A 20162-nucleotide genomic window follows, 5' to 3' on the forward strand; every position below is an offset into this window, starting at 1 on the left:
GCTCGACGGGCGGTGGGCGGGGTGGGCCGTGCCGGGCTGCTTGTCGGACGAGATCGACACCGCTCCGGGTGAACGTGAAACGATGGCCCCGTGACCGTACCGAACACACCTGCGGGCAGCACGCCCGGGCCGGACCCCTTCGCCCCGCCCCTGCCGGCGCCGCCCGCCCGCGCGGAGCGGGCGCCGCTCGGGCCCGAGTTGCGGATCGGGGCGATCATCGTCCTGGCCGGGGCGGTCCTCGGCGTGGTCTTCGGGTTCCTCTGGCTCTGGCTGGCGCCCCGGGTCGGCTACGCCGTCCAGGACAACCACATCCTGTACCGCGACCCCGAGGGCGAGGAGCTGGTCGGCGCGGTCGGCGTGTTCTCGCTGCTCGGGCTGGGGCTCGGCCTGCTCACCTCGCTGGGCGCCTTCCTGTGGACCCGGGCCCGGGGCGGCGGCATCGCCGTCGCGGTCGGGCTGGCGGTGGGCGGACTGCTCGGCTCGGTCATCGCCTGGCAGCTCGGCACCCACCTCGGCGCCACCACCGACCTGCGCGCGCACGCCCGGGCCGTCGGCAGCGGCGGCACCTTCGACGGGCCGCTGGAGCTCACCGCGAAGGGCGCGCTGATCGTCTGGCCGATGACGGCGATGATCCTGCTGCTGGCGCTCTCCGCGACCTTCGGCAAGCGCGAGCCCGACCGTCCGCCGTACTGGGCGACGCCGGGCCCCGAGGGGGCGTGGCCGGCCGCGCCGGCGGCGGAGGACCCGTTCGCGAAGGGCCCGGAGGCGCCGCAGCCGCCGCCGACCCCGCAGCCGCCGCAGGTCCCGTCGGCGAAGGACCCGCAGGACGGGCCGGAGCCGGGGCCGGAGCAGCGGCCCCCGGCCGCGTAGGCGTCCCCCGGCGGCCGCTCAGGGCCTGCTGATCGGCGCGGTGCGGGCGCCGGTCAGCCGGACCAGGTCGGCCGGGGCGAGTTCGACCTCGGTGCCGCGCTTGCCGGCCGAGACGAAGACGGTCGGGTGGTCCAGGGCGCCGGAGTCGACCACGGTGCGGAGCCGGCGGCGCTGGCCGAGCGGGGAGATGCCGCCGACCACGTAGCCGGTGGAGCGCTCGGCCGCCGCCGGGTCGGCCATCACGGCGCGCTTGGCGCCGAGCGCGGCGGCCAGCGCCTTCAGGTCGAGCCGGCCGGAGACCGGGACGACGGCGACCGCGAGGGTGCCGTCGGTCTCGGCGAGCAGGGTCTTGAAGACCCGCTCCGGGGGCACGCCCATCGCCTCGGCGGCCTCGGCGCCGTACGAGGCGGCGGCCGGGTCGTGGGCGTACTCGTGGACGGTGAACGGGACGCCGGCGGTGTCGAGGGCGACGGTGGCGGGGGTGCCGCCGGCGGTCTTCTTCTTGGCCAAGGGGGCGGTCCTCGGGGCTTCAGTTCGGGCTGAACGCCTGGCGGGTGAGGTCGACGGCGGGCAGCGAGGGCAGTTTCGCCAGGACCGCGCTCTCCTGCCGGAGCAGGGCGAGTTCGCGGGTGAGGCGCTGGGCGGTGTCGGGGCAGGCGAGGAGTTCCTGCTTGACCTTGGTGGGCAGCGAGGTGGCCGCGGCGACCAGGTAGGAGAGCACCTGCGGGTCGTCCGGGAGCTCCGGCTCGCCGCTGAGGGTGGCCTCGCGGGCCCCGGCCAGCCGCTTCTGGTACGTCCGGAAGGCGCGTTCGACGCCGGCCGCGAGCGCGCCGGAGCCCTCGCCGGGCTCCTCGGGCAGCACCGAGACGTCGCCGACCAGGTAGGGCCCGGTGGCGTCCAGGGCGCGCAGCCGGAACCGGGTGGTGCCGGTGACGAGCAGCTCGTAGCGGCCCTCCGGCTGCTCCCGGACGGAGGCGATGTCGGCGACGCAGCCGACCGGGTAGAGGGCGTCCAGCGGGTCGCCGCCGGGGGCGCCGATGCCGTCCAACGGGCCTGCCGGGTCGTCGGGTTCGCGGACCGGCGCGGTCTCCCGGCCGTCCTTGACGGCGACCACGCCGAAGCGGCGCGGCGCGTCCTCGGGCAGTTTCTCCAGGTCGGCGACCAAGTGGCGGTAGCGCTCCTCGAAGACGTGCAGGGGCATCACCAGGCCCGGGTACAGGACCGTGTTCAGCGGGAAGAGCGGGAGCCGATCAGTCACGGCGGACAGCGTAGTTGCCGGGGGGCCGCCGCCGCGCCGCAGTTCTCCGGACGCGGCGGGAGTCAGCCGCGCTGGAGCAGCCTGGTGACGCCCGCGACGGCGGTGGTGGCGAGCACCCAGCCGGTCAGCACCAGGGCGGTGGCGACCCACTGGCCGGCGCGGTCCGGGTTCCAGCCGTTCTGGCCGAGGTCGATCAGCGGCAGGACCTTGCCGGCCGCGAACAGCGCCGGGTTCCACACCACGTGCTCGTCGGCCTTGACCGGCGCGGGCTCGTGCCCGGCGAAGTACGCGGTGCCCAGCACCCAGGCGAGGACCAGCCAGGCGGCGGCCCGGCCGGGCCGGTAGCCGTAGCCGACGGCGGCGTCCTGCAGGTGCCCCCAGAGCCGGCCGGGCAGCGGCAGGGTGCGCCGGCGGCGGCGCTGCTTGGCGTACAGGACGGCGCGGGCGTCCTCGTCGGCGCCGTCACGGCGCAGCGCGGCGGCCAGCTGCTCGTACGCCTCGGGGCGGAACTCCCGGCCGGAGTCGACCCAGGCGATCCGGCGCTCCAGCGGGAAGGCCACGGCGGGGCGCAGCGACTCGTAGGCGAAGCCGGTGAGCGAGACGTGGTGCGCGGTGGGCCAGGCGGAGGGGGAGTCGACCAGGTTGCCGACCCGGGCCCGGTTGAGGCTGACGGCGCCGGTGGGCGGGGTGTCGCAGGTGAAGCGGAGCTCGGGGGTCTGGATCCGGCTGAGCGCCAGCTCCTCGCCCTCGCCGAGGTGGAACTCGGCGTTGGTGATCAGGACGGCGTTGTCGAAGCGGCCGTCGGAGAGCCGGATCCGCCCCCAGGAGCGGAACGGGGTGTGGGTGGTGTCCCGGTAGGGCGCGGCGACCGTGGACCCGCCGTAGCCGGAGCCGTAGACGGTGCGCGAGCCGGTCCAGTTGGCGTCCTCGGAGCCGGACAGGTACAGGGTGTGGCCGACGGTGATCCGGGCCGCGTTGACCGCGGTCGGGTTGTCCGGGCCGGCGGCCCGCAGCGCGCTGCCGCGGAGCGAGAGCCGGCCGCCGATCCGGGCCGAGCGCAGGCTCAGCTCGCCCAGCACGTCGATCCGTTCGGCCTCGCAGTCCTGGTTGATGGAGATCCCGTCGGCGGAGACCGCCCGCCCGTACGCGTCGGGGCCGACGGCGGACTGGTTGAGCAGCAGGTCGGTGCCGATCCGGGCGTCGGTGAGCCGGACGCCGCCGGGTATCCCGCAGCGGGCGAGGTGCACGTCGCCCTCGGTGGCCAGCCGGGAGGCCTCCAGCCGGGGGAGGGCGCAGGAGACGATCCGCAGGGTGCCGGCGGTGGCCTCGGAGAGCAGCAGCTTGCGTTCGAAGCGGCAGAGCTGGAACTCGACGTAGCAGTCGATCCGGCCACCGGCCAGGGTGAACTCGCCGGTGACCCGGGCGCCGGTGAGCTTGAGCGCGGTGACCTTGCCCGGGGCGGCCTCGGGGCCGTGCAGCAGCAGCCGGGCGATCACCTCGGCCCGGACGGTGCGCTCCGGGCCCCAGGCGTCGGCGGCGAACGGGTCGTCCGGGCCGCGGCCCTCCGCCCCGTCCGGTCGGACGGCCCGCCCGGCCGGGGCGGGCAGCACGAACTCGGCCGGGCCGCCCCCGGCCCGCAGGTCGTACACCTCGCCGTGCCGGAAGGCCTCCCACAGGCCGCGCTCGGTGTCGGTCCAGTCGTCCGGTGCCTGCTCCACCACGCCCCCGATGATCTTGGTCTCGTCTCACCTTTCGTATCACGGACTGAAATGCCGGGCTGCCGGTTTTCGCCACTCCTTACACTTGGGCCTGTGATCTCTCGAATCGACCTCCGCGGCTCCTCCACGGACCCGCGCGACGTGCTCCCCCGTGCCGAGTTCGACGTCGAAGCCGCCCTGGAGAAGGTCCGGCCGATCGCCGAGGACGTCCGCCATCGCGGGGTCGCGGCGCTGATCGAGATCACCGAGCGCTTCGACGGCGTCCGGCTGGAGTCGACCCGCGTCCCGGCCGGGCAGATCGCCGAGGCGCTGGAGCGGCTCGACCCGAAGGTCCGCGCCGCACTGGAGGAGTCGATCCGCCGCGCCCGCGCCGTCCACTCCGACCAGCGCCGGGTCGGCCACACCACCCGGGTGGTGCCCGGCGGCACCGTCACCCAGCGCTGGGTGCCGGTCGACCGGGTCGGCCTGTACGTGCCCGGCGGCCTCGCGGTCTACCCGTCCTCCGTGGTGATGAACGTGGTGCCCGCGCAGGAGGCCGGCGTGGCCGGCATCGCGGTCACCTCCCCGCCGCAGAAGGCCTTCGGCGGCCGCGTCCACCCGACCATCCTGGCCGCCTGCGCGCTGCTCGGCGTCGACGAGGTGTACGCGGTCGGCGGCGCCCAGGCCGTCGCGATGTTCGCGCTCGGCACCGAGGAGTGCGCGCCGGTCAACCTGGTCACCGGCCCCGGCAACATCTACGTCGCCGCCGCCAAGCGCCTGTTCGCGGGCCGGATCGGCATCGACTCGGAGGCCGGCCCGACCGAGATCATGGTGCTCGCGGACGACACCGCGGACGCCGCCGAGGTCGCCGCCGACCTGATCAGCCAGGCCGAGCACGGCCCGACCTCCGGCTCCGTGCTGGTCACCGCCTCGCCGCTGCTGGCCGACGCGGTCGAGGCCGAGCTGAAGACCCAGGTCGCCCGCACCCGGCACTCCGAGCGGGTGGCCGAGGCGCTCGGCGGCCCGCAGTCCGGCATCATCCTGGTCGACGACCTGGAGCAGGGCCTGGCCGTGGTCAACGCCTACGCCGCCGAGCACCTGGAGATCCAGACCGCCGACCCGCACGCCGTCTCCGAGCGGGTCCGCAACGCGGGCGCGATCTTCCTCGGCCGGTTCACCCCGGTCTCGCTCGGCGACTACGCGGCCGGCTCCAACCACGTGCTGCCCACCGGCGGCTGCGCCTGCCACTCCTCCGGCCTGTCCGTGCAGACCTTCCTGCGCGGCGTCCAGGTCGTCGAGTACGACCGCGAGGCACTGGCCGGCGTCGCCGCGCACGTGGTCGACCTGGCCGAGGCCGAGGACCTGCCCGGCCACGGCGACGCCATCAAGGCCCGCTTCGTCGGAGACGAACGGAATTGGCACAGCGACTGGACGGTTCCCACCTCGTGACGAAGATCGACGACCTCCCCATCCGGGACGAACTGCGCGGCCAGTCCCCGTACGGCGCACCGCAGTTGGACGTGCCCGTGCAGCTCAACACCAACGAGAACCCGTACCCGCTGCCCGAGCCGCTGGTGGCCCGGATCGCCGAGCGGGTCGCCGACGCCGCCCGCCACCTCAACCGCTACCCGGACCGGGACGCGGTCGAGCTGCGGGCCGGCCTGGCGAAGTACCTCAGCGACACCACCGGCTTCGCCGTCACCGGGCGGCAGGTGTGGGCCGCCAACGGCTCCAACGAGGTGCTGCAGCAACTGCTGCAGACCTTCGGCGGGCCCGGCCGCACCGCGATCGGCTTCGAGCCCTCGTACTCGATGCACGCCCTGATCGCCCGCGGCACCGGCACCGGCTGGGTCTCCGGCCCGCGCAACGCCGACTTCACCATCGACCTGGACGCGGCCCGCGCGGCGATCGCCGAGCTGCGCCCGAACGTGGTGTTCGTCTGCTCGCCGAACAACCCGACCGGCACCGCCGTCGCCGCCGAGACCGTGCTCGCCCTGTACGAGGCCGCGCAGGCCGCCGGGCCCAGCGTGGTGGTCGTCGACGAGGCGTACGTCGAGTTCTCGCACCGCGCCTCGCTGCTGCCGCTGCTGGAGGGCCGCCCGAACCTGGTGGTCTCCCGCACCATGTCCAAGGCCTTCGGCGCGGCCGGCCTGCGGCTCGGCTACCTCGCCGCCGACCCCGCCGTGGTGGACGCGGTGCAGCTGGTCCGGCTGCCCTACCACCTGTCGGCCGTCACCCAGGCCACCGCGCTGGCCTGCCTGGAGCACACCGGGACCCTGCTCGGCTACGTCGCCCAGCTGAAGGCCGAGCGCGACCGGGTGGTGCTCGGGCTGCGCGGACTCGGCTTCGAGGTCACCGAGTCCGACGCCAACTTCATCCAGTTCGGCCGCTTCGCCGACACCCACGCGGTGTGGCGGACGATCCTCGACCAGGGCGTGCTGATCCGCGACAACGGCGTCCCCGGCTGGCTGCGCGTCACCGCCGGCACCCCCGCCGAGAACGACGCCTTCCTGAACGCCGTCTCCCTCGTGACCAAGGAGCTGTAACCCCGCATGTCCCGCATCGGCCGCGTCGAACGCACCACCAAGGAGACCTCCGTCCTGGTCGAGATCGACCTCGACGGAACCGGCAGGACGGAGGTCTCCACGGGCGTCGGGTTCTACGACCACATGCTCGACCAGCTCGGCCGCCACGGCCTCTTCGACCTCACCGTCAAGACCGAGGGCGACCTGCACATCGACACCCACCACACCATCGAGGACACCGCCCTCGCGCTCGGCGCCGCCTTCAGGCAGGCGCTCGGCGACAAGGTCGGCATCTACCGCTTCGGCAACTGCACCGTGCCGCTGGACGAGTCGCTCGCCCAGGTCACCGTCGACCTCTCCGGCCGCCCCTACCTGGTGCACACCGAGCCCGAGAACATCGCCCCGATGATCGGCGCGTACGACACCACGATGACCCGGCACATCCTGGAGTCCTTCGTCGCCCAGGCCCAGGTCGCCCTGCACGTGCACGTGCCGTACGGCCGCAACGCCCACCACATCGTCGAGTGCCAGTTCAAGGCCCTCGCCCGGGCGCTGCGCTACGCCTCCGAGCGCGACCCGCGCGCCGCCGGCATCCTGCCGTCCACCAAGGGCGCGCTCTGATGGCGACGGTCCTGATCTTCCTCGGGATCTTCTTCGCGACCGGCGTCTGGTCCTTCTGGAAGCAGGAGAAGCCCAAGAGCGTCGTCCTCGTCCTCGGCTTCGCCTCGGCCATGTGCCTGGCCGCCGGCATCATGCGCTTCTAGGAGACCCACAGATGTCCAAGAACGTCGTGGTGCTGGACTACGGCTCCGGCAACCTGCGCTCCGCCCAGCGCGCCGTCGAACGCACCGGGGCCACCGTCACCGTCACCTCGGACTTCCAGCAGGCGCTGGACGCCGACGGGCTGCTGGTGCCCGGCGTCGGCGCCTTCGAGGCCTGCATGCGCGGCCTCAGGGCCGTCCGCGGCGAGCAGATCATCGGCCGCCGGCTGGCCGGCGGCCGGCCGGTGCTCGGCATCTGCGTCGGCATGCAGATCCTGTTCGAGAAGGGCGTCGAGCACGGCGTCGAGACCGCCGGCTGCGACGAGTGGCCCGGCGTGGTCGAGCCGCTGGACGCCCCGATCGTCCCGCACATGGGCTGGAACACCGTCGACGCCCCCGAGGGCACCCGGATGTTCGCCGGGATGGACGCCGACACCCGGTTCTACTTCGTGCACTCCTACGGCGTGCGGCACTGGGTGCTGGAGACCCACTCCGAGAAGATCCGCGCCCCCAAGGTGATCTGGGCCACCCACGGACAGCCGTTCGTCGCCGCCGTGGAGAACGGCCCGCTGTGGGCCACCCAGTTCCACCCCGAGAAGTCCGGCGACGCCGGCGCCGCCCTGCTGACCAACTGGGTCGACACCCTCTGACGACGGAAGAGTCCTCCACACCATGACCAACCGCCTCGAACTGCTGCCCGCCGTCGACGTCCGCGACGGCCAGGCGGTCCGCCTGGTCAAGGGCGCCTCCGGCACCGAGACCTCCTTCGGCGAGCCGCTCGCCGCCGCCCTCGCCTGGCAGAACGCCGGCGCCGAGTGGCTGCACCTGGTCGACCTCGACGCCGCCTTCGGCACCGGCAGCAACCGCGAGCTGCTCCGCGAGGTCACCGGCCGCCTCGACATCAAGGTCGAGCTGTCCGGCGGCATCCGCGACGACGAGTCGCTCGCCGCCGCCCTCGCCACCGGCTGCACCCGGGTCAACCTCGGCACCGCCGCCCTGGAGGCCCCCGAGTGGGTCGCCAAGGTCATCGCCGAGCACGGTGACAAGATCGCCGTCGGCCTCGACGTGGTCGGCACCACCCTGCGCGGCCGCGGCTGGACCCGCGACGGCGGCCAGCTCTACGACGTGCTGGCCCGCCTCGACTCCGAGGGCTGCGCCCGCTACGTGGTCACCGACGTCAACCGCGACGGCACCCTGACCGGCCCCAACCTCCAGCTGCTGCGCGACGTCTGCGCCGCCACCGACAAGCCGGTCGTGGCCTCCGGCGGCGTGTCGTCCCTCGACGACCTGCGCGCCATCGCCACCCTGGTGCCGGAGGGCGTCGAGGGCTCGATCGTGGGGAAGGCGCTCTACGAGCAGAAGTTCACCCTTGAGGAAGCCCTGGAGGCTGTGTCCCGATGACCGACGAGACCCCGACCACCGCCGCCCGCCCGTCCGAGCGGTCCCCCTACGAGGACCAGTACGGATTCTCCCGGGCGGTGGTGGCCGGGGACTCCGTCCTGGTCGCGGGCTGCACCGCCCACGACGACGTCGACGCCGTCGTCGAGGGCGACCCGTACGAGCAGGCGCTGGCCGCCTTCCGGACGGCCCTCGGCGCGCTCGACCGCTACGGACTCACCGCCGCCGACGTGGTCCGCACCCGGATGTACCTCACCCACGTCCGGGACTGCGACGAGGTCGGCCGCGCGCACAAGGAACTCTTCGGCGCGGTCCGCCCGGTCACCACCATGGTGGTCGTCCAGGGCCTGACCGACTCCCGGATGATGGTCGAGGTCGAGGTCGAGGCCCACCGGCCCGGCCTGGCCCGCACTTTGGAAGGCACCCAGCCGTGACACTCGCAGTACGCGTCATCCCCTGCCTGGACGTGGACGCCGGACGCGTCGTCAAGGGCGTCAACTTCCAGAACCTGCGCGACGCCGGCGACCCGGTCGAGCTCGCCAAGCTCTACGACGCCCAGGGCGCCGACGAGTTGACCTTCCTCGACATCACCGCCTCCTCCGGCTCCCGGGAGACCACCTACGACGTGGTCCGCCGCACCGCCGAGCAGGTCTTCATCCCGCTCACCGTCGGCGGCGGCGTCCGCGCCGTCGAGGACGTCGACAAGCTGCTGCGGGCCGGCGCCGACAAGGTCGGCGTCAACACCGCCGCGATCGCCCGCCCCGAACTGATCGCCGAGATCGCCCGGCGCTTCGGCCGCCAGGTGCTCGTCCTCTCGGTCGACGCCCGGCGCTGCCCCGAAGGCACCGAGACCGCCTCCGGCTTCGAGGTCACCACCCACGGCGGCCGCCGCGGCACCGGCCTGGACGCCGTCGAGTGGGCGGTGCGCGCCGCCGAACTCGGCGCCGGCGAGATCCTGCTCAACTCGATGGACGCCGACGGCACCAAGGACGGCTACGACCTGGAGATGATCCGGGCCGCCCGCAAGGCCGTCACCATCCCGGTGATCGCCTCCGGCGGCGCCGGCAAGCTCGCCGACTTCGCCCCCGCGGTCGACGCCGGCGCCGACGCGGTGCTGGCCGCCAGCGTCTTCCACTTCGGCGACCTGACCATCGGCCAGGTCAAGGACGAGCTGCGGGCCACCGGGCACCCCGTCCGCTGAGCTCCGGTCGGGACCCCGCCGCCACCGGCTATCGGCTACTGGCGGGGTTCCGGCTACCGGCTACCGGCTACCGGCGGGGTTCCGGCTCCAGCAGGGCGAACTGGGCGCCGAACGGGTCCGCCAGCACCGCGATCCGGCCCACCGTCGGCACCCGCTCCGGCGGCACCACGACGCTCCCGCCCAGCCGGCGCACCTCGTCGGTGGCCAGCAGCGCGTCCGCCACCGCGAAGTGCACCAGCCAGCCCGCGTCCACCCGCGGGTGCACGCCCGCGACGCCGCCGAACTCCTCCCCGCCGCCGGCCGGACGCAGCACCGCGTACTCCGCCCCCGGCACGTCCGACTCCCTGGTCCGCCAGCCGAACAGGCCCCGGTAGAACCGCAGCGACGCCGGCCCGTCCGCGGAACGCAGCTCCGCCCAGCACAGCGCGCCCCGCTCACCCACCACCTCCAGCCCGGCCGTCCCGCCGTCCTCCCACACCGCGAACCGGCCGCCCAACGGGTCGGACAGCCGCGCGAACCGGCCCCGCCCCGGCACCTCGGTCGGCGCGACCCGGACGGTGCCGCCCGAACGCTCCACCTCCGCCGCGACGTCCGCCGCGTCCACCGCGCCGAAGTACACCGTCCAGGCAGGCAGCGCCTCCACCTCCGTCAACGGTCCGACGCCCGCCACCAGCCGGCCGCCGCTGCGGAAGAAGCCGTAGCCGTCCGGACCGGACGGGTCCAGCGTCCACCCGAACACCGAACCGTAGAACAGCTCGGACTCGGCGAGGTCCGGGCTGCCGAGACCGATCCAGTTCGGCGAACCCGGCCGGAAGTCGCTGCTCACCATGGTGTGCGCTCCTGGAGAGGGGGAGAGGGAGGGGAGGGGGCGTCCGGGGTCAGGCTGGCACACCGGCGGGACGGAACGGACCGACGCGCCGTCAGGCCCCCGTACCGGCCCCCGTACCCGCTCCCGTCCCCGCCTCGGGCAGCGGGAGCACGTGCGCCAGGGTCTCCACCGCTTCCGGCGCGCCCTCCGCGACCACCTCGGCCCGGGCGCCCCGCCCGTACAGGAACAGCACCAGCTCGCCCGGCTCGCCGCGCACCGTCACCAGCGGCGCGCCCTTCCGGCGCACCGTCAACTCCCGGCCGTCCGGGTGCACCAGGCGCAGCGCGACCGGCGACTTCGCGTCACCGAACCGGGCCACCGCGGGCAGCCGCTTCCACAGCGCCTCCGCCAGCTCCGGCGCCGGCCGCTCCGGCTCGAACGGCACCGCGCGGCGGACGTCCTCCGCGTGCACGAAGAACTCCACCAGGTTCGCCGCCCCGTCCACCCCCGGCAGGTTGAACGGCGAGAAGGCCGGCGGCCCCGACCGGAACGACTTCACCAGCGCCTCGTAGCCGCCCGCGGCGACCCGCCCCTGCACCCGCTCCGTCCACCCGGCCAGCGCCCCGACCCGGATCCCCGCCGCCGCGTCCGGCCGCCCCTCCCGCACCACCAGGTGCGCCGCGAGGTCCCGCGCGGCCCACCCCTCGCACAACGTCGGCCCCTCCGGGCCCGCCGCCGCCAACAACCGACTCAACCGGGCGCGTTCACCCTGCGCAAGACTCACCATGGGGCCAGCGTACGGGGCGGCGGGTGACGGCGCGTCAGCGGAGCGGGGCGGTCAGCTTGCGGTCGTCGTGCTGGTTGCTGACGGTCACCGCGCAGCTCACGTCCCGGAAGCCCTGCCGGTAGAACTGCGCACCGAGGGCGAGCGGGCTGTTGTAGTACGGGGTCGTCCCGCCCTGCCGCTGCTCGACCGCGGTGTACGGCTCCTTGCAGAGCGCCAGGGCGGCCTGGATGATCGTGCCGTCGGTGGTCAGCCCGTCCGGCAGCACCCCCACCGAGATCGTCTCGGAGTCGTGCGGCTGGTCGCAGGGCACCACCGCGGTCGTCGTGACGTCGCTGAGCCACGGCACCACCAGGCACGTCCCCGGGGGGTAGTACGGGTACGGGTACGTCTTCGACGGGCTGGGGCTCGGGGTCGGGCTGGGGGAGGGGCTCGGGGGCGGGGGTGCGGCGGCCGGGTGCTCCGGGGCGGGCCACAGCAGGACCGCCGCCGCGACGGCGAGCGCGGCCACCAGGCCTGCCAGGAACGCCTTCTGTCGTCCGTTCATCCCAACCCCCTCGGATTCCCAGGCCATTCTGGCGGCAGGGCGGCGGCCGCGTCAGTCCTTTCCGGTTCCCACCGGCCCGGCCGGTGCGGTCGGGCCGGCGGTTTGCCCGTCCTTTGCATGCTGATCAGTAGGATGACCGGCTTGTCAGAGGGATGCCAGAGGGAGGCAACTGTCATGGGGGACGGCGGATTTCGGGTCGAGCCAGGTGCGCTCGACCGGTACTCGTCGCTGCTGGCCGAGCAGGCCGAGCAGTTGGAGCGGATCGCCGCGGCGACCGCCGCGATCACCATCTCGTCGGACGCCTTCGGGCACCTGCCGAACGCCCAGCACCTGGCCTCGGCGTACCGGGAGCACGCCGACGCCAGCCGCGAGAACCTCGGGGTGATCGGCAGCGCGGTGGGCGGCAGCGCGCACGGGCTGTCGGGGGTCTCGCGGAACTACACGGACCACGAGGACCACGTGGTGGGCACCATGGGCGGTGGCCGGTGAGCACCAGGAGGGGTTCGTCGAGGGGGTCGGGCGGTTCGGGCGGTTCGACCTCGCACCGGCACGACGACCCGCCGCCCCGGGTCGGGGACCCGCGGGTAGTCGGCACCGCCCCGTCGACCACGCGGCCGAGCACCCCGCCGAGCGCGCGGCCGGACACCCCGCCGGCGGACGGGCACGACGGGCGGACGCCCGAGGTCGGCGACTCGAGCCGGATCCGTCCCGGCGGCCGGGGCGCGGACGAGACCCGGCCGACGACCGGCGGCGAGGACGGCGGCGCGGACGGGGCGGCGGCGGACCCGCGGCAGTCCTGGTTCGGCGGGATGCTCAGGGACGCCGCGGGCAACGCCGCCGGCAGCCTCGGCGGCCGGGCCGGGGACTGGGTCGGTGAGCGGGTCTTCGGCCCCGCGACGGGGGCGGGGGAGCCGGGCGGCGCCGAGGGGCCCGGGGGCGGTCCGGAGGGCTCCGCCGAGGGCAACGGCATGTTCACCGGCATCGGCCGGGCCGTCGGCGAGGCCGCGGGCCGGGTCGGGCAGGAGGGGCGGCCGGCCCGGGAGGACGTCACCACGATGCCCGCCGGGGTGCCGGGCCACGGGGCGGGCGCGGTGACCGGGTACGGGGCGGGGCCGGGGATCGGCGCGCCCGGCGGGCCCGGTGACGCGTACGCGTGGGCCCGGGCGCAGATCGAGCGGTCGATGGAGGCGCTGCCGGAGGCGCGGCACGCCTCGCGGGGCGGCCTGAGCGGGGCGCTCGACGAGGCGGTCGAGTGGGCGCTGGAGGAGTCCGGCCTGCTGGGGATGCTGGAGAAGGTCACCGGCGACCTGGCGGAGCTGAACGCGGCCGGCGCCCAGTGGCAGGCCCAGGCGGCCGCGGTGCGCTCGGTCGCGGCGGAGCTGCGTTCGGGCGCGCTGCCGCTGGCGGACGAGTGGGCGGGCGCGGCCAGCGACGCGTTCGGCGGGCACATGGGCGAGGTCGCGGAGGCGCTCGACCAGACCGCCGAGGAGATGCTGCGGACCGCGCAGATCATCAACGCGGCGGCGCAGGAGTGCGCGACGGCCGAGGGCATGGTGGTCGAGATCATCACCGAGGCGATCGAGGCGCTGATCGTCTCGCTGGCCGCCGAGGCGGTGCTCTCGGTGGTCACCTTCGGCGCCGCCGCGCTGGTCGGCGCGCTGATCGACGAGGCCGAGATCACCGTCTTCGTGGGCCGGGTGGCGCAGGTGTCCACCAAGCTGGCGAAGGCCCTGGAGGAGCTGCTGAAGGCGCTCCAGGAGATGGGCAGGGCGGTCAAGGCCACCCGGAAGCTCAAGGACCTCGGCGAGGTGGTGTCCAGGATGCGGAAGGTCGAGACCGCGTTCCAGGACCTCCGGGCGCTGGAGGAGGGCGGGAGCACGGCCGCCAAGATCGCCGGGAAGCTCGACGAGAAGGTCACCGAGAAGGTCGGCGCCTGGGGCGAGGACCGGCTCAAGGACGCCCTCGGCATCGACGAGGACGACCGCGCGGGCGTGCAGCGCGGCGACGGCACCCTGAAGGGCGACCTGAAGGCGGCCGGGAAGTCCGCGCTGGGCGTCGCGCAGGACGCCTGGAAGAGCGACACCAACCAGGGCGCGGTCGAGCAGGAGCTGCTGAACGACCTCGGTATCCCGCAGCAGCCGGACCCCTACCGGGTGGAGCGCTCGCGGATCCGGACCGCGTTCGGCTGAGGCCGGACACCCCCCGGGCGCGCCCCCGGCCGGGTCCGCCGGACGCGGCGGACCCGGGCCGGGACGCACCCGCCCCGGCCCGGGGGGTCGGGGCGGGCCTGCGAGAATGGCGCCATGTCGACCACCCCCGCCGCCCCCGGCAGCACCGCACTGGACCCGGCGATCGCCGCCCGCCTCAAGCGCACCCCGGACGGCCTGCTGCCCGCCGTCGCCCAGCAGTACGACACCGGCGAGGTGCTGATGCTCGGCTGGATGGACGACGAGGCGCTGCACCGCACCCTGACCACCGGCCGCTGCACGTACTGGAGCCGCAGCCGCGCCGAGTACTGGGTGAAGGGCGACACCTCCGGGCACGTCCAGCACGTCAAGCAGGTCGCCCTGGACTGCGACGGCGACACCCTGCTGGTCAAGGTCGACCAGGTGGGCGCGGCCTGCCACACCGGCGACCGGACCTGCTTCGACGCCGACGTGCTGCCGCTCGCCCAGTAGCCTGTCCCCCGACCAGCCCCGCCCCTTCCAGTCGATCGGTGTTCCATGGAACTTGAGGCTTTCCGCTCGCTCGCCGCTGACACCCGGGTCATCCCCGTCACCCGCCGGCTCCTGGCGGACGGCCTCACCCCGATCGGCGTGTACCGCAGCCTCGCCGCGGAGCGGCCCGGCACCTTCCTGCTGGAGTCCGCCGAGCAGGGCCGCAGCTGGGCCCGGTACTCCTTCGTCGGCGTGCGCTCCGGCGCCGTGCTGACCGTCGGCCCGGACGGCGGCGCCCGCTGGCTCGGCGAGCCCCCCGTCGGCATCCCCACCACCGGCGACCCGCTGGAGGTGCTGCGCGCCACCCTGGCCGCCCTGCACACCCCCCGGCTCCCCGACGACGGCCTCCCGCCGCTGACCGGCGGCCTGGTCGGCTACCTCGGCTACGACGTGGTCCGCCGCCTGGAGAAGCTGCCGGACCTCACCCCGGACGACCTGAGGCTCCCCGAGCTGACCCTGCTGCTCGCCACCGACCTGGCCGTCCTCGACCACGCCGACGGCACCGTGCTGCTGATCGCCAACGCGGTCAACCACAACGACCTGGCCACCGGCGTCGACGAGGCGCACGCGGACGCCGTCGCCCGCCTCGACGCGATGGAGGCCGACCTGCGCCGCCCGGTCGACCCCGGCCTCGCCACCTACACCCCGACCGCGGTCGACGCGCGCTCGCCGTTCGGCGGCGAGCCGTACCGCAAGGCCGTCGAGGTGGTGAAGGAGCGGATCCGGGCCGGCGAGGCCTTCCAGGTCGTCCCCTCGCAGCGCTTCGAGGCGCCCTGCCCGGCCTCCGCGCTCGACGTCTACCGGGTGCTGCGGACCACCAACCCCAGCCCGTACATGTACCTGTTCCGCTTCCCCGGCCCGGAGGGCGGCGCCGAGGGCGGCTTCGACGTGGTCGGCTCCAGCCCCGAGGCGCTGGTCAAGGTGGCCGGCGGCGAGGCCATGCTGCACCCCATCGCCGGCACCCGGCACCGGGGCGCCACCCCGCACGAGGACGCCGAACTGGCCGCCGAACTGCTCGCCGACCCCAAGGAGCGGGCCGAGCACCTGATGCTCGTCGACCTCGGCCGCAACGACCTCGGCCGGGTCTGCGAGCCCGGCTCGGTCGAGGTGGTGGAGTTCATGACCGTCGAGCGCTACAGCCACGTCATGCACATCGTCTCCACCGTCACCGGCAAGGTCGCCGCCGGCCGCAGCGCGTTCGACGTCCTCACCGCCTGCTTCCCGGCCGGCACCCTCTCCGGCGCGCCCAAGCCGCGCGCCATGCAGATCATCGAGGAGCTCGAACCCACCCGCCGCGGCCTGTACGGCGGCTGCGTCGGCTACCTCGACTTCGCGGGCGACTCCGACACGGCGATCGCCATCCGGACGGCGGTGATCCGCGACGAGACGGCGTACGTCCAGGCGGGCGCGGGCGTGGTCGCGGACTCCGACCCGCACGCGGAGGACACCGAGTGCCGCAACAAGGCGGCGGCGGTGCTCCGGGCGGTCGCCGCGGCGAACACCCTCCGCTGAGGCGCGGCCGACGCGCGGACGCCCCGCCGGGTGCGACCCGGCGGGGCGTCCGCGCGTCGGCGGGCGGGTCGGAAGGGGCGGTGGTCGGGGGCGGGGTGAGGTCGGGGACACTGGGTGGGTGAGTGAGACGTCTGCTTCCCCCGCTCCCGGTGCGCCGAAGTCGCGCGGCACCCTGGGTCTGATGCTGCTGCTGACCGCGCTGGGCGCCGTGCTGGTGCTGACCGCGGTGGGCCGGACCTGGGCGGAGGGGGTGGCGGCCGGCCTCGGGGGGAGCCGGATCGAGGTGCGGGCGAGCGGGAGCAGGCTGACCGCGCTGCCGACCGGGATGGCGCTGGTGGCGATGGCCGCGGCGGTGGCGGTGTTCGCGGTGCGCGGGTGGGGCCGGGTGCTGGTGGGGGCGCTGACGGTGCTGGCGGGGGCGGGTGTGGTCGCGGGGGCGCTGATCGGCTACACCGACACCTCGGGGCTGCACGCGCTCGCAGCGGGGCAGCTCGCGCTGAGCAGCGGCCGCGCGGAGGAGATCACCCGCACGGTCTGGCCGTGGGTGGCGCTGGCGGGCGGGGTGCTGCTGGTGGCGGCGGGCGCGTTGACGGCGCGGTTCGGCGGCGGCTGGCCGGCGATGGGGGCCCGGTACGAGGCGCCGTCGCGGAGGGGACCGGCCCGGGCGGAGAGCCCGGCCGACCTGTGGAAGGCGCTGGACCGGGGCGAGGACCCCACCGGCTGAGTGTGGGCGGTACCACGGGCACCCGGCTTGGGGCCGCCGTGTTCGGCCCGGCACAATGGGAGGGTCAACCCGTCGGGCGTCGCCCAGGACCGCCCGACCGGGCCCCGGTACGAACAAGGAGCACCAACAAGATGGCTGCAGCAGCGCACGGCCACACCCCCGCCGCGTGGACCGGCGTGGTCATTGCTTTCGTCGGCTTCTGCGTGTCCGGCGTCGCGATGATCATCCCGAACGTCGTGCTGGTCATCGCGGGCCTCGCCGTGGTCCTGATCGGCGGCGTGGTCGGCAAGGCCATGGCGATGGCGGGCATGGGCAAGCAGCCCAGCAGGAACTTCGCCCCGGCCCCGGCCGAGGAGCGCAGCGCGGTCACCGCGGGCTGACCCCGGTACGGGCAGTGGAACGGACGGCGGGCCCGGCGGCCCGCCGTTCGGCGTTTCGGGGCGCGGGTCGCCCGCCCGGCGGCGGGGCGGGAGCAGAATCGGCCGGGTGAACGCTCCCGCCGCCCCCGCCCCCCGTCCCCGCCCGGGCCCGGCCGCCGGGCCGACGCCGGCCCGGCGGCTGCTGCGCCCGCTGGCCGCGCTGGCGGCGGTGGCGTCGCCCACCGCGTTCGTGGCGCTGGTGGACCCGAACCGGCCCGGCCACTACCCGGTGTGCCCGGTGCTGGAGGCGACCGGCTGGTGGTGCCCGGGGTGCGGCGGGTTGCGCTGCGTGCACGCGCTGACCAGGGGGGACGTGCTGACGGCGGCCCACGACAACCTGCTGGTGACGCTGCTGGGACTGGTGCTGCTGGTGCTGTGGGCGCGCTGGGTGGTGCTGGCGGTGCGCGGTCGGCCGGCCCGGGGGCCGCGGTGGACCGCCCGGCGGGTCGGGGCGCTGGTGCTGCTGGTGCTGCTGTTCGGCGTGGTGCGGAACCTGCCGTCGGGGGCGGTCCTGGCCCCGCCGGGGGCGTGAGCGGGGCGCGTCCGGCGTCCAGCGGGGGGTCCGCCGTTCGAGACGCGCGCCGGGCGGATGCGGAGTGCGCCCCCCGCGCCCGATACCATCGAACTGCCGGGGGTTCGTTCGACGTTCCCGGCCTCACCACCGAAACACGATGGGGGCGCACGCGTGACTGTGCTCGACGAGATCATCGACGGGGTCCGGGAGGACCTCGCCGAGCGACAGGCCCGGGTCTCCCTGGACGAGCTCAAGGAGCTCGCCGCCAAGGCGCCCGAGGCGAAGGACGGCGTGGCCGCGCTGCGCGGTGACGGCGTCCGGGTGATCTGCGAGGTCAAGCGCTCCAGCCCGTCCAAGGGCGCGCTCGCGGCGATCGCCGACCCGGCCGCGCTGGCGGTCGACTACGCGGCCGGCGGTGCCGCCGCGATCAGCGTGCTCACCGAGCAGCGCCGCTTCGGCGGTTCGCTGGCGGACCTGGACGCGGTGCGCGCGGCCGTGCCCACCCCGGTCCTGCGCAAGGACTTCATCGTCACCGCCTACCAGCTGTGGGAGGCCCGCGCGCACGGCGCGGACCTGGCGCTGCTGATCGTCGCCGCGCTGGACCAGCCGGCCCTGGTCTCGCTGATCGAGCGGGCCGAGTCGATCGGGCTGACCCCGCTGGTCGAGGTGCACGACGAGGAGGAGATCGCCCGCGCGGTGGACGCCGGCGCGCGGATCATCGGCGTCAACGCCCGCAACCTGAAGACCCTGGAGGTCGACCGGAACACCTTCGGCAACGTGGTGGACGCCATCCCGGCGCACATCGTCAGGGTCGCCGAGTCCGGCGTGCGCGGGCCGCACGACCTGATCACCTACGCCAACCAGGGCGCCGACGCGGTGCTGGTCGGCGAGTCCCTGGTCACCGGCCGGGACCCGAAGGCCGCGGTCGCCGACCTGGTCGCCGCCGGCGCCCACCCGGCGCTGCGCAACAACGGGCGGGGCTGACCCCCGCCGTGTCGATCGCCACCCGCCTCGCTCCCGGTTGCCGCCCGCGCGGCTGCCGCGCGCCCGCCCGCCGGGTGCTGGGGCGGCGGGTGCGGTACGTGATCGGGTGCGAGCCCGGACAGGTCCCCGGACGTCGATGGCGCGGTGCCCGCGGCTGACCACCCGCCGCGCGTCACCCTTCCACGCCGTCAATCCTTCATCCGAGGACGGAACATGTCCGAGCACTACCTCCCGGGCGCCCAGGTGCCCGACGCACGCGGTTACTTCGGCGCCTACGGCGGCCGCTTCATCCCGGAGGCGCTGGTCGCCGCCGTCGAGCAGGTCGCCGAGGAGTACGAGAAGGCCAAGAACGACCCGGCGTTCGCCGCCGAGCTGGACGTCCTGCTCAAGGACTACACCGGCCGGCCGAGCCCGCTGACCGACGTCCACCGGTTCTCCGCGGAGGCCGGCGGGGCGCGGGTCCTGCTCAAGCGCGAGGACCTGAACCACACCGGCTCGCACAAGATCAACAACGTGCTGGGCCAGGCGCTGCTGACCCGCCGGATGGGCAAGACCCGGATCATCGCCGAGACCGGCGCCGGCCAGCACGGCGTGGCCACCGCCACCGCCTGCGCCCTGTTCGGCTTCGACTGCACCGTCTACATGGGCGAGGTCGACACCCAGCGCCAGGCGCTGAACGTCGCCCGGATGCGGATGCTGGGCGCCGAGGTGATCCCGGTGACCTCCGGCAGCCGCACCCTGAAGGACGCCATCAACGAGGCGTTCCGCGACTGGGTCGCCAACGTCGACTCCACCCACTACCTGTTCGGCACGGTGGCCGGCCCGCACCCGTTCCCGATGATGGTGCGCGACCTGCACCGGGTGATCGGCGTCGAGGCCCGCCAGCAGGTGCTCGACCGCACCGGGCGGCTCCCGGACGCGGTGGTCGCCTGCGTCGGCGGCGGCTCCAACGCGATGGGCATCTTCCACGAGTTCATCCCGGACGCCGGCGTCCGGCTGATCGGCTGCGAGGCGGCCGGCGACGGCGCCGAGACCCCCAAGCACGCCGCCACCCTGACCAAGGGCGACCCGGGCGTGCTGCACGGCTCGCGCACCTACGTCCTGCAGGACGAGGACGGCCAGACCATCGAGTCGCACTCGATCTCGGCCGGCCTGGACTACCCGGGCGTCGGCCCGGAGCACGCCTGGCTGAAGGACACCGGACGGGCCGAGTACCGCCCGGTGACCGACGCCCAGGCGATGGAGGCGCTGCGGCTGCTGTCCCGCACCGAGGGCATCATCCCGGCCATCGAGTCGGCGCACGCGCTGGCCGGCGCGCTCGAACTCGGCCGCGAGCTCGGCCCGGAGGCGACCCTCCTGGTCTCGCTCTCCGGCCGCGGGGACAAGGACATGCACACCGCCGCCGAGTACTTCGGCCTCTACGACGCCGAGGGAACCAACTGA

General features: G+C 74.9%; 25 protein-coding genes. 19 read left to right on the top strand and 6 right to left on the bottom strand.

What is annotated here, in order from left to right; all coding sequences use genetic code 11:
* Nucleotides 1–90 precede the first annotated feature (90 nt).
* The gene (locus ACZ3J7_RS02635) at nucleotides 91–870 is read left to right on the top strand and encodes a hypothetical protein (protein ID WP_465616072.1); all 780 of its coding nucleotides are present in this window, start codon (nucleotides 91–93) and stop codon (nucleotides 868–870) included.
* An 18-nt stretch (nucleotides 871–888) separates the two neighbouring features.
* Here ACZ3J7_RS02635 and ybaK read toward each other — a convergent pair whose 3' ends face one another.
* From ybaK to ACZ3J7_RS02650, 3 genes are all read right to left on the bottom strand, one after another.
* Nucleotides 889–1380: a Cys-tRNA(Pro) deacylase gene (gene ybaK, locus ACZ3J7_RS02640; protein ID WP_465616074.1), complete on the bottom strand. Its 492-nt coding sequence runs from the start codon at nucleotides 1378–1380 to the stop codon at nucleotides 889–891.
* A gap of 19 nt (nucleotides 1381–1399) precedes the next feature.
* Nucleotides 1400–2128 (bottom strand): LON peptidase substrate-binding domain-containing protein, encoded by a 729-nt coding sequence (locus ACZ3J7_RS02645; RefSeq protein WP_465616076.1) that lies wholly within the window; start codon nucleotides 2126–2128, stop codon nucleotides 1400–1402.
* A 62-nt stretch (nucleotides 2129–2190) separates the two neighbouring features.
* Nucleotides 2191–3846, bottom strand: a complete 1656-nt coding sequence (locus tag ACZ3J7_RS02650) for an oxidoreductase (protein WP_465616563.1) — start codon at nucleotides 3844–3846, stop codon at nucleotides 2191–2193.
* 93 nt (nucleotides 3847–3939) lie between these two features.
* On the opposite strand from ACZ3J7_RS02650, the gene hisD reads away from it, so the two are divergent.
* From hisD to hisF, 8 genes are read left to right on the top strand one after another with little or no spacing between them, the layout of a single operon-like run.
* Nucleotides 3940–5274, top strand: a complete 1335-nt coding sequence (hisD, locus tag ACZ3J7_RS02655; protein WP_465616077.1) for a histidinol dehydrogenase — start codon at nucleotides 3940–3942, stop codon at nucleotides 5272–5274.
* Nucleotides 5271–6371, top strand: coding sequence for a histidinol-phosphate transaminase (locus ACZ3J7_RS02660; RefSeq protein WP_465616079.1), 1101 nt, complete (start codon nucleotides 5271–5273; stop codon nucleotides 6369–6371). Before hisD ends, ACZ3J7_RS02660 begins: the two co-directional genes overlap by 4 nt.
* 6 nt (nucleotides 6372–6377) lie before the next feature.
* Nucleotides 6378–6971 (top strand): imidazoleglycerol-phosphate dehydratase HisB, encoded by a 594-nt coding sequence (gene hisB / locus ACZ3J7_RS02665; RefSeq protein WP_465616081.1) that lies wholly within the window; start codon nucleotides 6378–6380, stop codon nucleotides 6969–6971.
* Nucleotides 6971–7114 carry a hypothetical protein gene (locus ACZ3J7_RS02670; RefSeq protein WP_465616083.1) on the top strand — a complete coding sequence of 48 codons (144 nt, stop codon included), beginning with the start codon at nucleotides 6971–6973 and terminating at the stop codon, nucleotides 7112–7114. Before hisB ends, ACZ3J7_RS02670 begins: the two co-directional genes overlap by 1 nt.
* Nucleotides 7115–7125: 11 nt before the next feature.
* Complete coding sequence (gene hisH, locus ACZ3J7_RS02675; protein ID WP_465616085.1) at nucleotides 7126–7761, top strand: imidazole glycerol phosphate synthase subunit HisH; 636 nt, start codon at nucleotides 7126–7128, stop codon at nucleotides 7759–7761.
* A gap of 22 nt (nucleotides 7762–7783) precedes the next feature.
* A complete protein-coding gene (gene priA / locus ACZ3J7_RS02680; RefSeq protein WP_465616087.1) occupies nucleotides 7784–8512 on the top strand; it encodes a bifunctional 1-(5-phosphoribosyl)-5-((5-phosphoribosylamino)methylideneamino)imidazole-4-carboxamide isomerase/phosphoribosylanthranilate isomerase PriA in 729 nt (242 codons plus the stop codon).
* Complete coding sequence (locus ACZ3J7_RS02685) at nucleotides 8509–8943, top strand: RidA family protein (protein ID WP_465616089.1); 435 nt, start codon at nucleotides 8509–8511, stop codon at nucleotides 8941–8943. Before priA ends, ACZ3J7_RS02685 begins: the two co-directional genes overlap by 4 nt.
* Nucleotides 8940–9710, top strand: a complete 771-nt coding sequence (gene hisF, locus ACZ3J7_RS02690) for an imidazole glycerol phosphate synthase subunit HisF (RefSeq protein WP_465616091.1) — start codon at nucleotides 8940–8942, stop codon at nucleotides 9708–9710. Before ACZ3J7_RS02685 ends, hisF begins: the two co-directional genes overlap by 4 nt.
* A 67-nt stretch (nucleotides 9711–9777) precedes the next feature.
* On the opposite strand, the gene ACZ3J7_RS02695 is transcribed toward hisF, so the two are convergent.
* The 3 genes from ACZ3J7_RS02695 to ACZ3J7_RS02705 form a co-directional block, all read right to left on the bottom strand.
* Nucleotides 9778–10539, bottom strand: a complete 762-nt coding sequence (locus ACZ3J7_RS02695; RefSeq protein WP_465616093.1) for a VOC family protein — start codon at nucleotides 10537–10539, stop codon at nucleotides 9778–9780.
* Nucleotides 10540–10630: 91 nt separating this feature from the next.
* Complete coding sequence (locus ACZ3J7_RS02700; RefSeq protein WP_465616095.1) at nucleotides 10631–11305, bottom strand: TIGR03085 family metal-binding protein; 675 nt, start codon at nucleotides 11303–11305, stop codon at nucleotides 10631–10633.
* Between the two features lie 34 nt (nucleotides 11306–11339).
* Nucleotides 11340–11849 carry a hypothetical protein gene (locus tag ACZ3J7_RS02705; protein WP_465616097.1) on the bottom strand — a complete coding sequence of 170 codons (510 nt, stop codon included), beginning with the start codon at nucleotides 11847–11849 and terminating at the stop codon, nucleotides 11340–11342.
* A 174-nt stretch (nucleotides 11850–12023) separates the two neighbouring features.
* Here ACZ3J7_RS02705 and ACZ3J7_RS02710 point away from each other — a divergent pair, with 174 nt between their 5' ends.
* The 10 genes from ACZ3J7_RS02710 (at nucleotide 12024) to trpB (ending at nucleotide 20162) form a co-directional block, all read left to right on the top strand.
* On the top strand, nucleotides 12024–12338 hold the full coding sequence (locus ACZ3J7_RS02710; RefSeq protein WP_465616099.1) for a hypothetical protein: 315 nt from the start codon (nucleotides 12024–12026) through the stop codon (nucleotides 12336–12338).
* Complete coding sequence (locus ACZ3J7_RS02715; RefSeq protein WP_465616101.1) at nucleotides 12335–14038, top strand: WXG100 family type VII secretion target; 1704 nt, start codon at nucleotides 12335–12337, stop codon at nucleotides 14036–14038. The genes ACZ3J7_RS02710 and ACZ3J7_RS02715 overlap by 4 nt, the downstream gene beginning before the upstream one ends.
* Nucleotides 14039–14152: 114 nt before the next feature.
* Nucleotides 14153–14527: a phosphoribosyl-AMP cyclohydrolase gene (hisI, locus tag ACZ3J7_RS02720; RefSeq protein WP_465616103.1), complete on the top strand. Its 375-nt coding sequence runs from the start codon at nucleotides 14153–14155 to the stop codon at nucleotides 14525–14527.
* Nucleotides 14528–14572: 45 nt separating this feature from the next.
* The gene (locus tag ACZ3J7_RS02725; RefSeq protein WP_465616105.1) at nucleotides 14573–16078 is read left to right on the top strand and encodes an anthranilate synthase component I; all 1506 of its coding nucleotides are present in this window, start codon (nucleotides 14573–14575) and stop codon (nucleotides 16076–16078) included.
* A 118-nt stretch (nucleotides 16079–16196) separates the two neighbouring features.
* The gene (locus ACZ3J7_RS02730) at nucleotides 16197–16802 is read left to right on the top strand and encodes a TIGR02234 family membrane protein (protein WP_465616107.1); all 606 of its coding nucleotides are present in this window, start codon (nucleotides 16197–16199) and stop codon (nucleotides 16800–16802) included.
* A 131-nt stretch (nucleotides 16803–16933) separates the two neighbouring features.
* The gene (locus ACZ3J7_RS02735; RefSeq protein ID WP_465616109.1) at nucleotides 16934–17182 is read left to right on the top strand and encodes an HGxxPAAW family protein; all 249 of its coding nucleotides are present in this window, start codon (nucleotides 16934–16936) and stop codon (nucleotides 17180–17182) included.
* A 106-nt stretch (nucleotides 17183–17288) separates the two neighbouring features.
* The gene (locus ACZ3J7_RS02740) at nucleotides 17289–17753 is read left to right on the top strand and encodes a DUF2752 domain-containing protein (RefSeq protein WP_465616111.1); all 465 of its coding nucleotides are present in this window, start codon (nucleotides 17289–17291) and stop codon (nucleotides 17751–17753) included.
* Nucleotides 17754–17906: 153 nt separating this feature from the next.
* Complete coding sequence (gene trpC / locus ACZ3J7_RS02745) at nucleotides 17907–18719, top strand: indole-3-glycerol phosphate synthase TrpC (protein ID WP_465616113.1); 813 nt, start codon at nucleotides 17907–17909, stop codon at nucleotides 18717–18719.
* Nucleotides 18716–18877, top strand: a complete 162-nt coding sequence (gene trpM / locus ACZ3J7_RS02750) for a tryptophan biosynthesis modulator TrpM (protein WP_465616565.1) — start codon at nucleotides 18716–18718, stop codon at nucleotides 18875–18877. The genes trpC and trpM overlap by 4 nt, the downstream gene beginning before the upstream one ends.
* A gap of 55 nt (nucleotides 18878–18932) precedes the next feature.
* Nucleotides 18933–20162, top strand: a complete 1230-nt coding sequence (gene trpB, locus ACZ3J7_RS02755) for a tryptophan synthase subunit beta (protein WP_465616115.1) — start codon at nucleotides 18933–18935, stop codon at nucleotides 20160–20162.

This window comes from Kitasatospora sp. NPDC015121, from assembly GCF_055562955.1.

What these genes read in the sequence shown, in the direction of transcription:
- ACZ3J7_RS02705 (WP_465616097.1), bottom strand. Translation starts at nt 11,849, where the DNA reads ATGAACGGACGACAGAAGGCGTTCCTGGCAGGCCTGGTGGCCGCGCTC.
- ACZ3J7_RS02685 (WP_465616089.1), top strand. Translation starts at nt 8,509, where the DNA reads ATGACCGACGAGACCCCGACCACCGCCGCCCGCCCGTCCGAGCGGTCC.
- ACZ3J7_RS02700 (WP_465616095.1), bottom strand. Translation starts at nt 11,305, where the DNA reads ATGGTGAGTCTTGCGCAGGGTGAACGCGCCCGGTTGAGTCGGTTGTTG.
- hisB (WP_465616081.1), top strand. Translation starts at nt 6,378, where the DNA reads ATGTCCCGCATCGGCCGCGTCGAACGCACCACCAAGGAGACCTCCGTC.
- hisI (WP_465616103.1), top strand. Translation starts at nt 14,153, where the DNA reads ATGTCGACCACCCCCGCCGCCCCCGGCAGCACCGCACTGGACCCGGCG.
- ACZ3J7_RS02710 (WP_465616099.1), top strand. Translation starts at nt 12,024, where the DNA reads ATGGGGGACGGCGGATTTCGGGTCGAGCCAGGTGCGCTCGACCGGTAC.
- trpB (WP_465616115.1), top strand. Translation starts at nt 18,933, where the DNA reads ATGTCCGAGCACTACCTCCCGGGCGCCCAGGTGCCCGACGCACGCGGT.
- ACZ3J7_RS02695 (WP_465616093.1), bottom strand. Translation starts at nt 10,539, where the DNA reads ATGGTGAGCAGCGACTTCCGGCCGGGTTCGCCGAACTGGATCGGTCTC.
- priA (WP_465616087.1), top strand. Translation starts at nt 7,784, where the DNA reads ATGACCAACCGCCTCGAACTGCTGCCCGCCGTCGACGTCCGCGACGGC.
- ACZ3J7_RS02735 (WP_465616109.1), top strand. Translation starts at nt 16,934, where the DNA reads ATGGCTGCAGCAGCGCACGGCCACACCCCCGCCGCGTGGACCGGCGTG.
- ACZ3J7_RS02725 (WP_465616105.1), top strand. Translation starts at nt 14,573, where the DNA reads ATGGAACTTGAGGCTTTCCGCTCGCTCGCCGCTGACACCCGGGTCATC.
- ACZ3J7_RS02670 (WP_465616083.1), top strand. Translation starts at nt 6,971, where the DNA reads ATGGCGACGGTCCTGATCTTCCTCGGGATCTTCTTCGCGACCGGCGTC.
- hisH (WP_465616085.1), top strand. Translation starts at nt 7,126, where the DNA reads ATGTCCAAGAACGTCGTGGTGCTGGACTACGGCTCCGGCAACCTGCGC.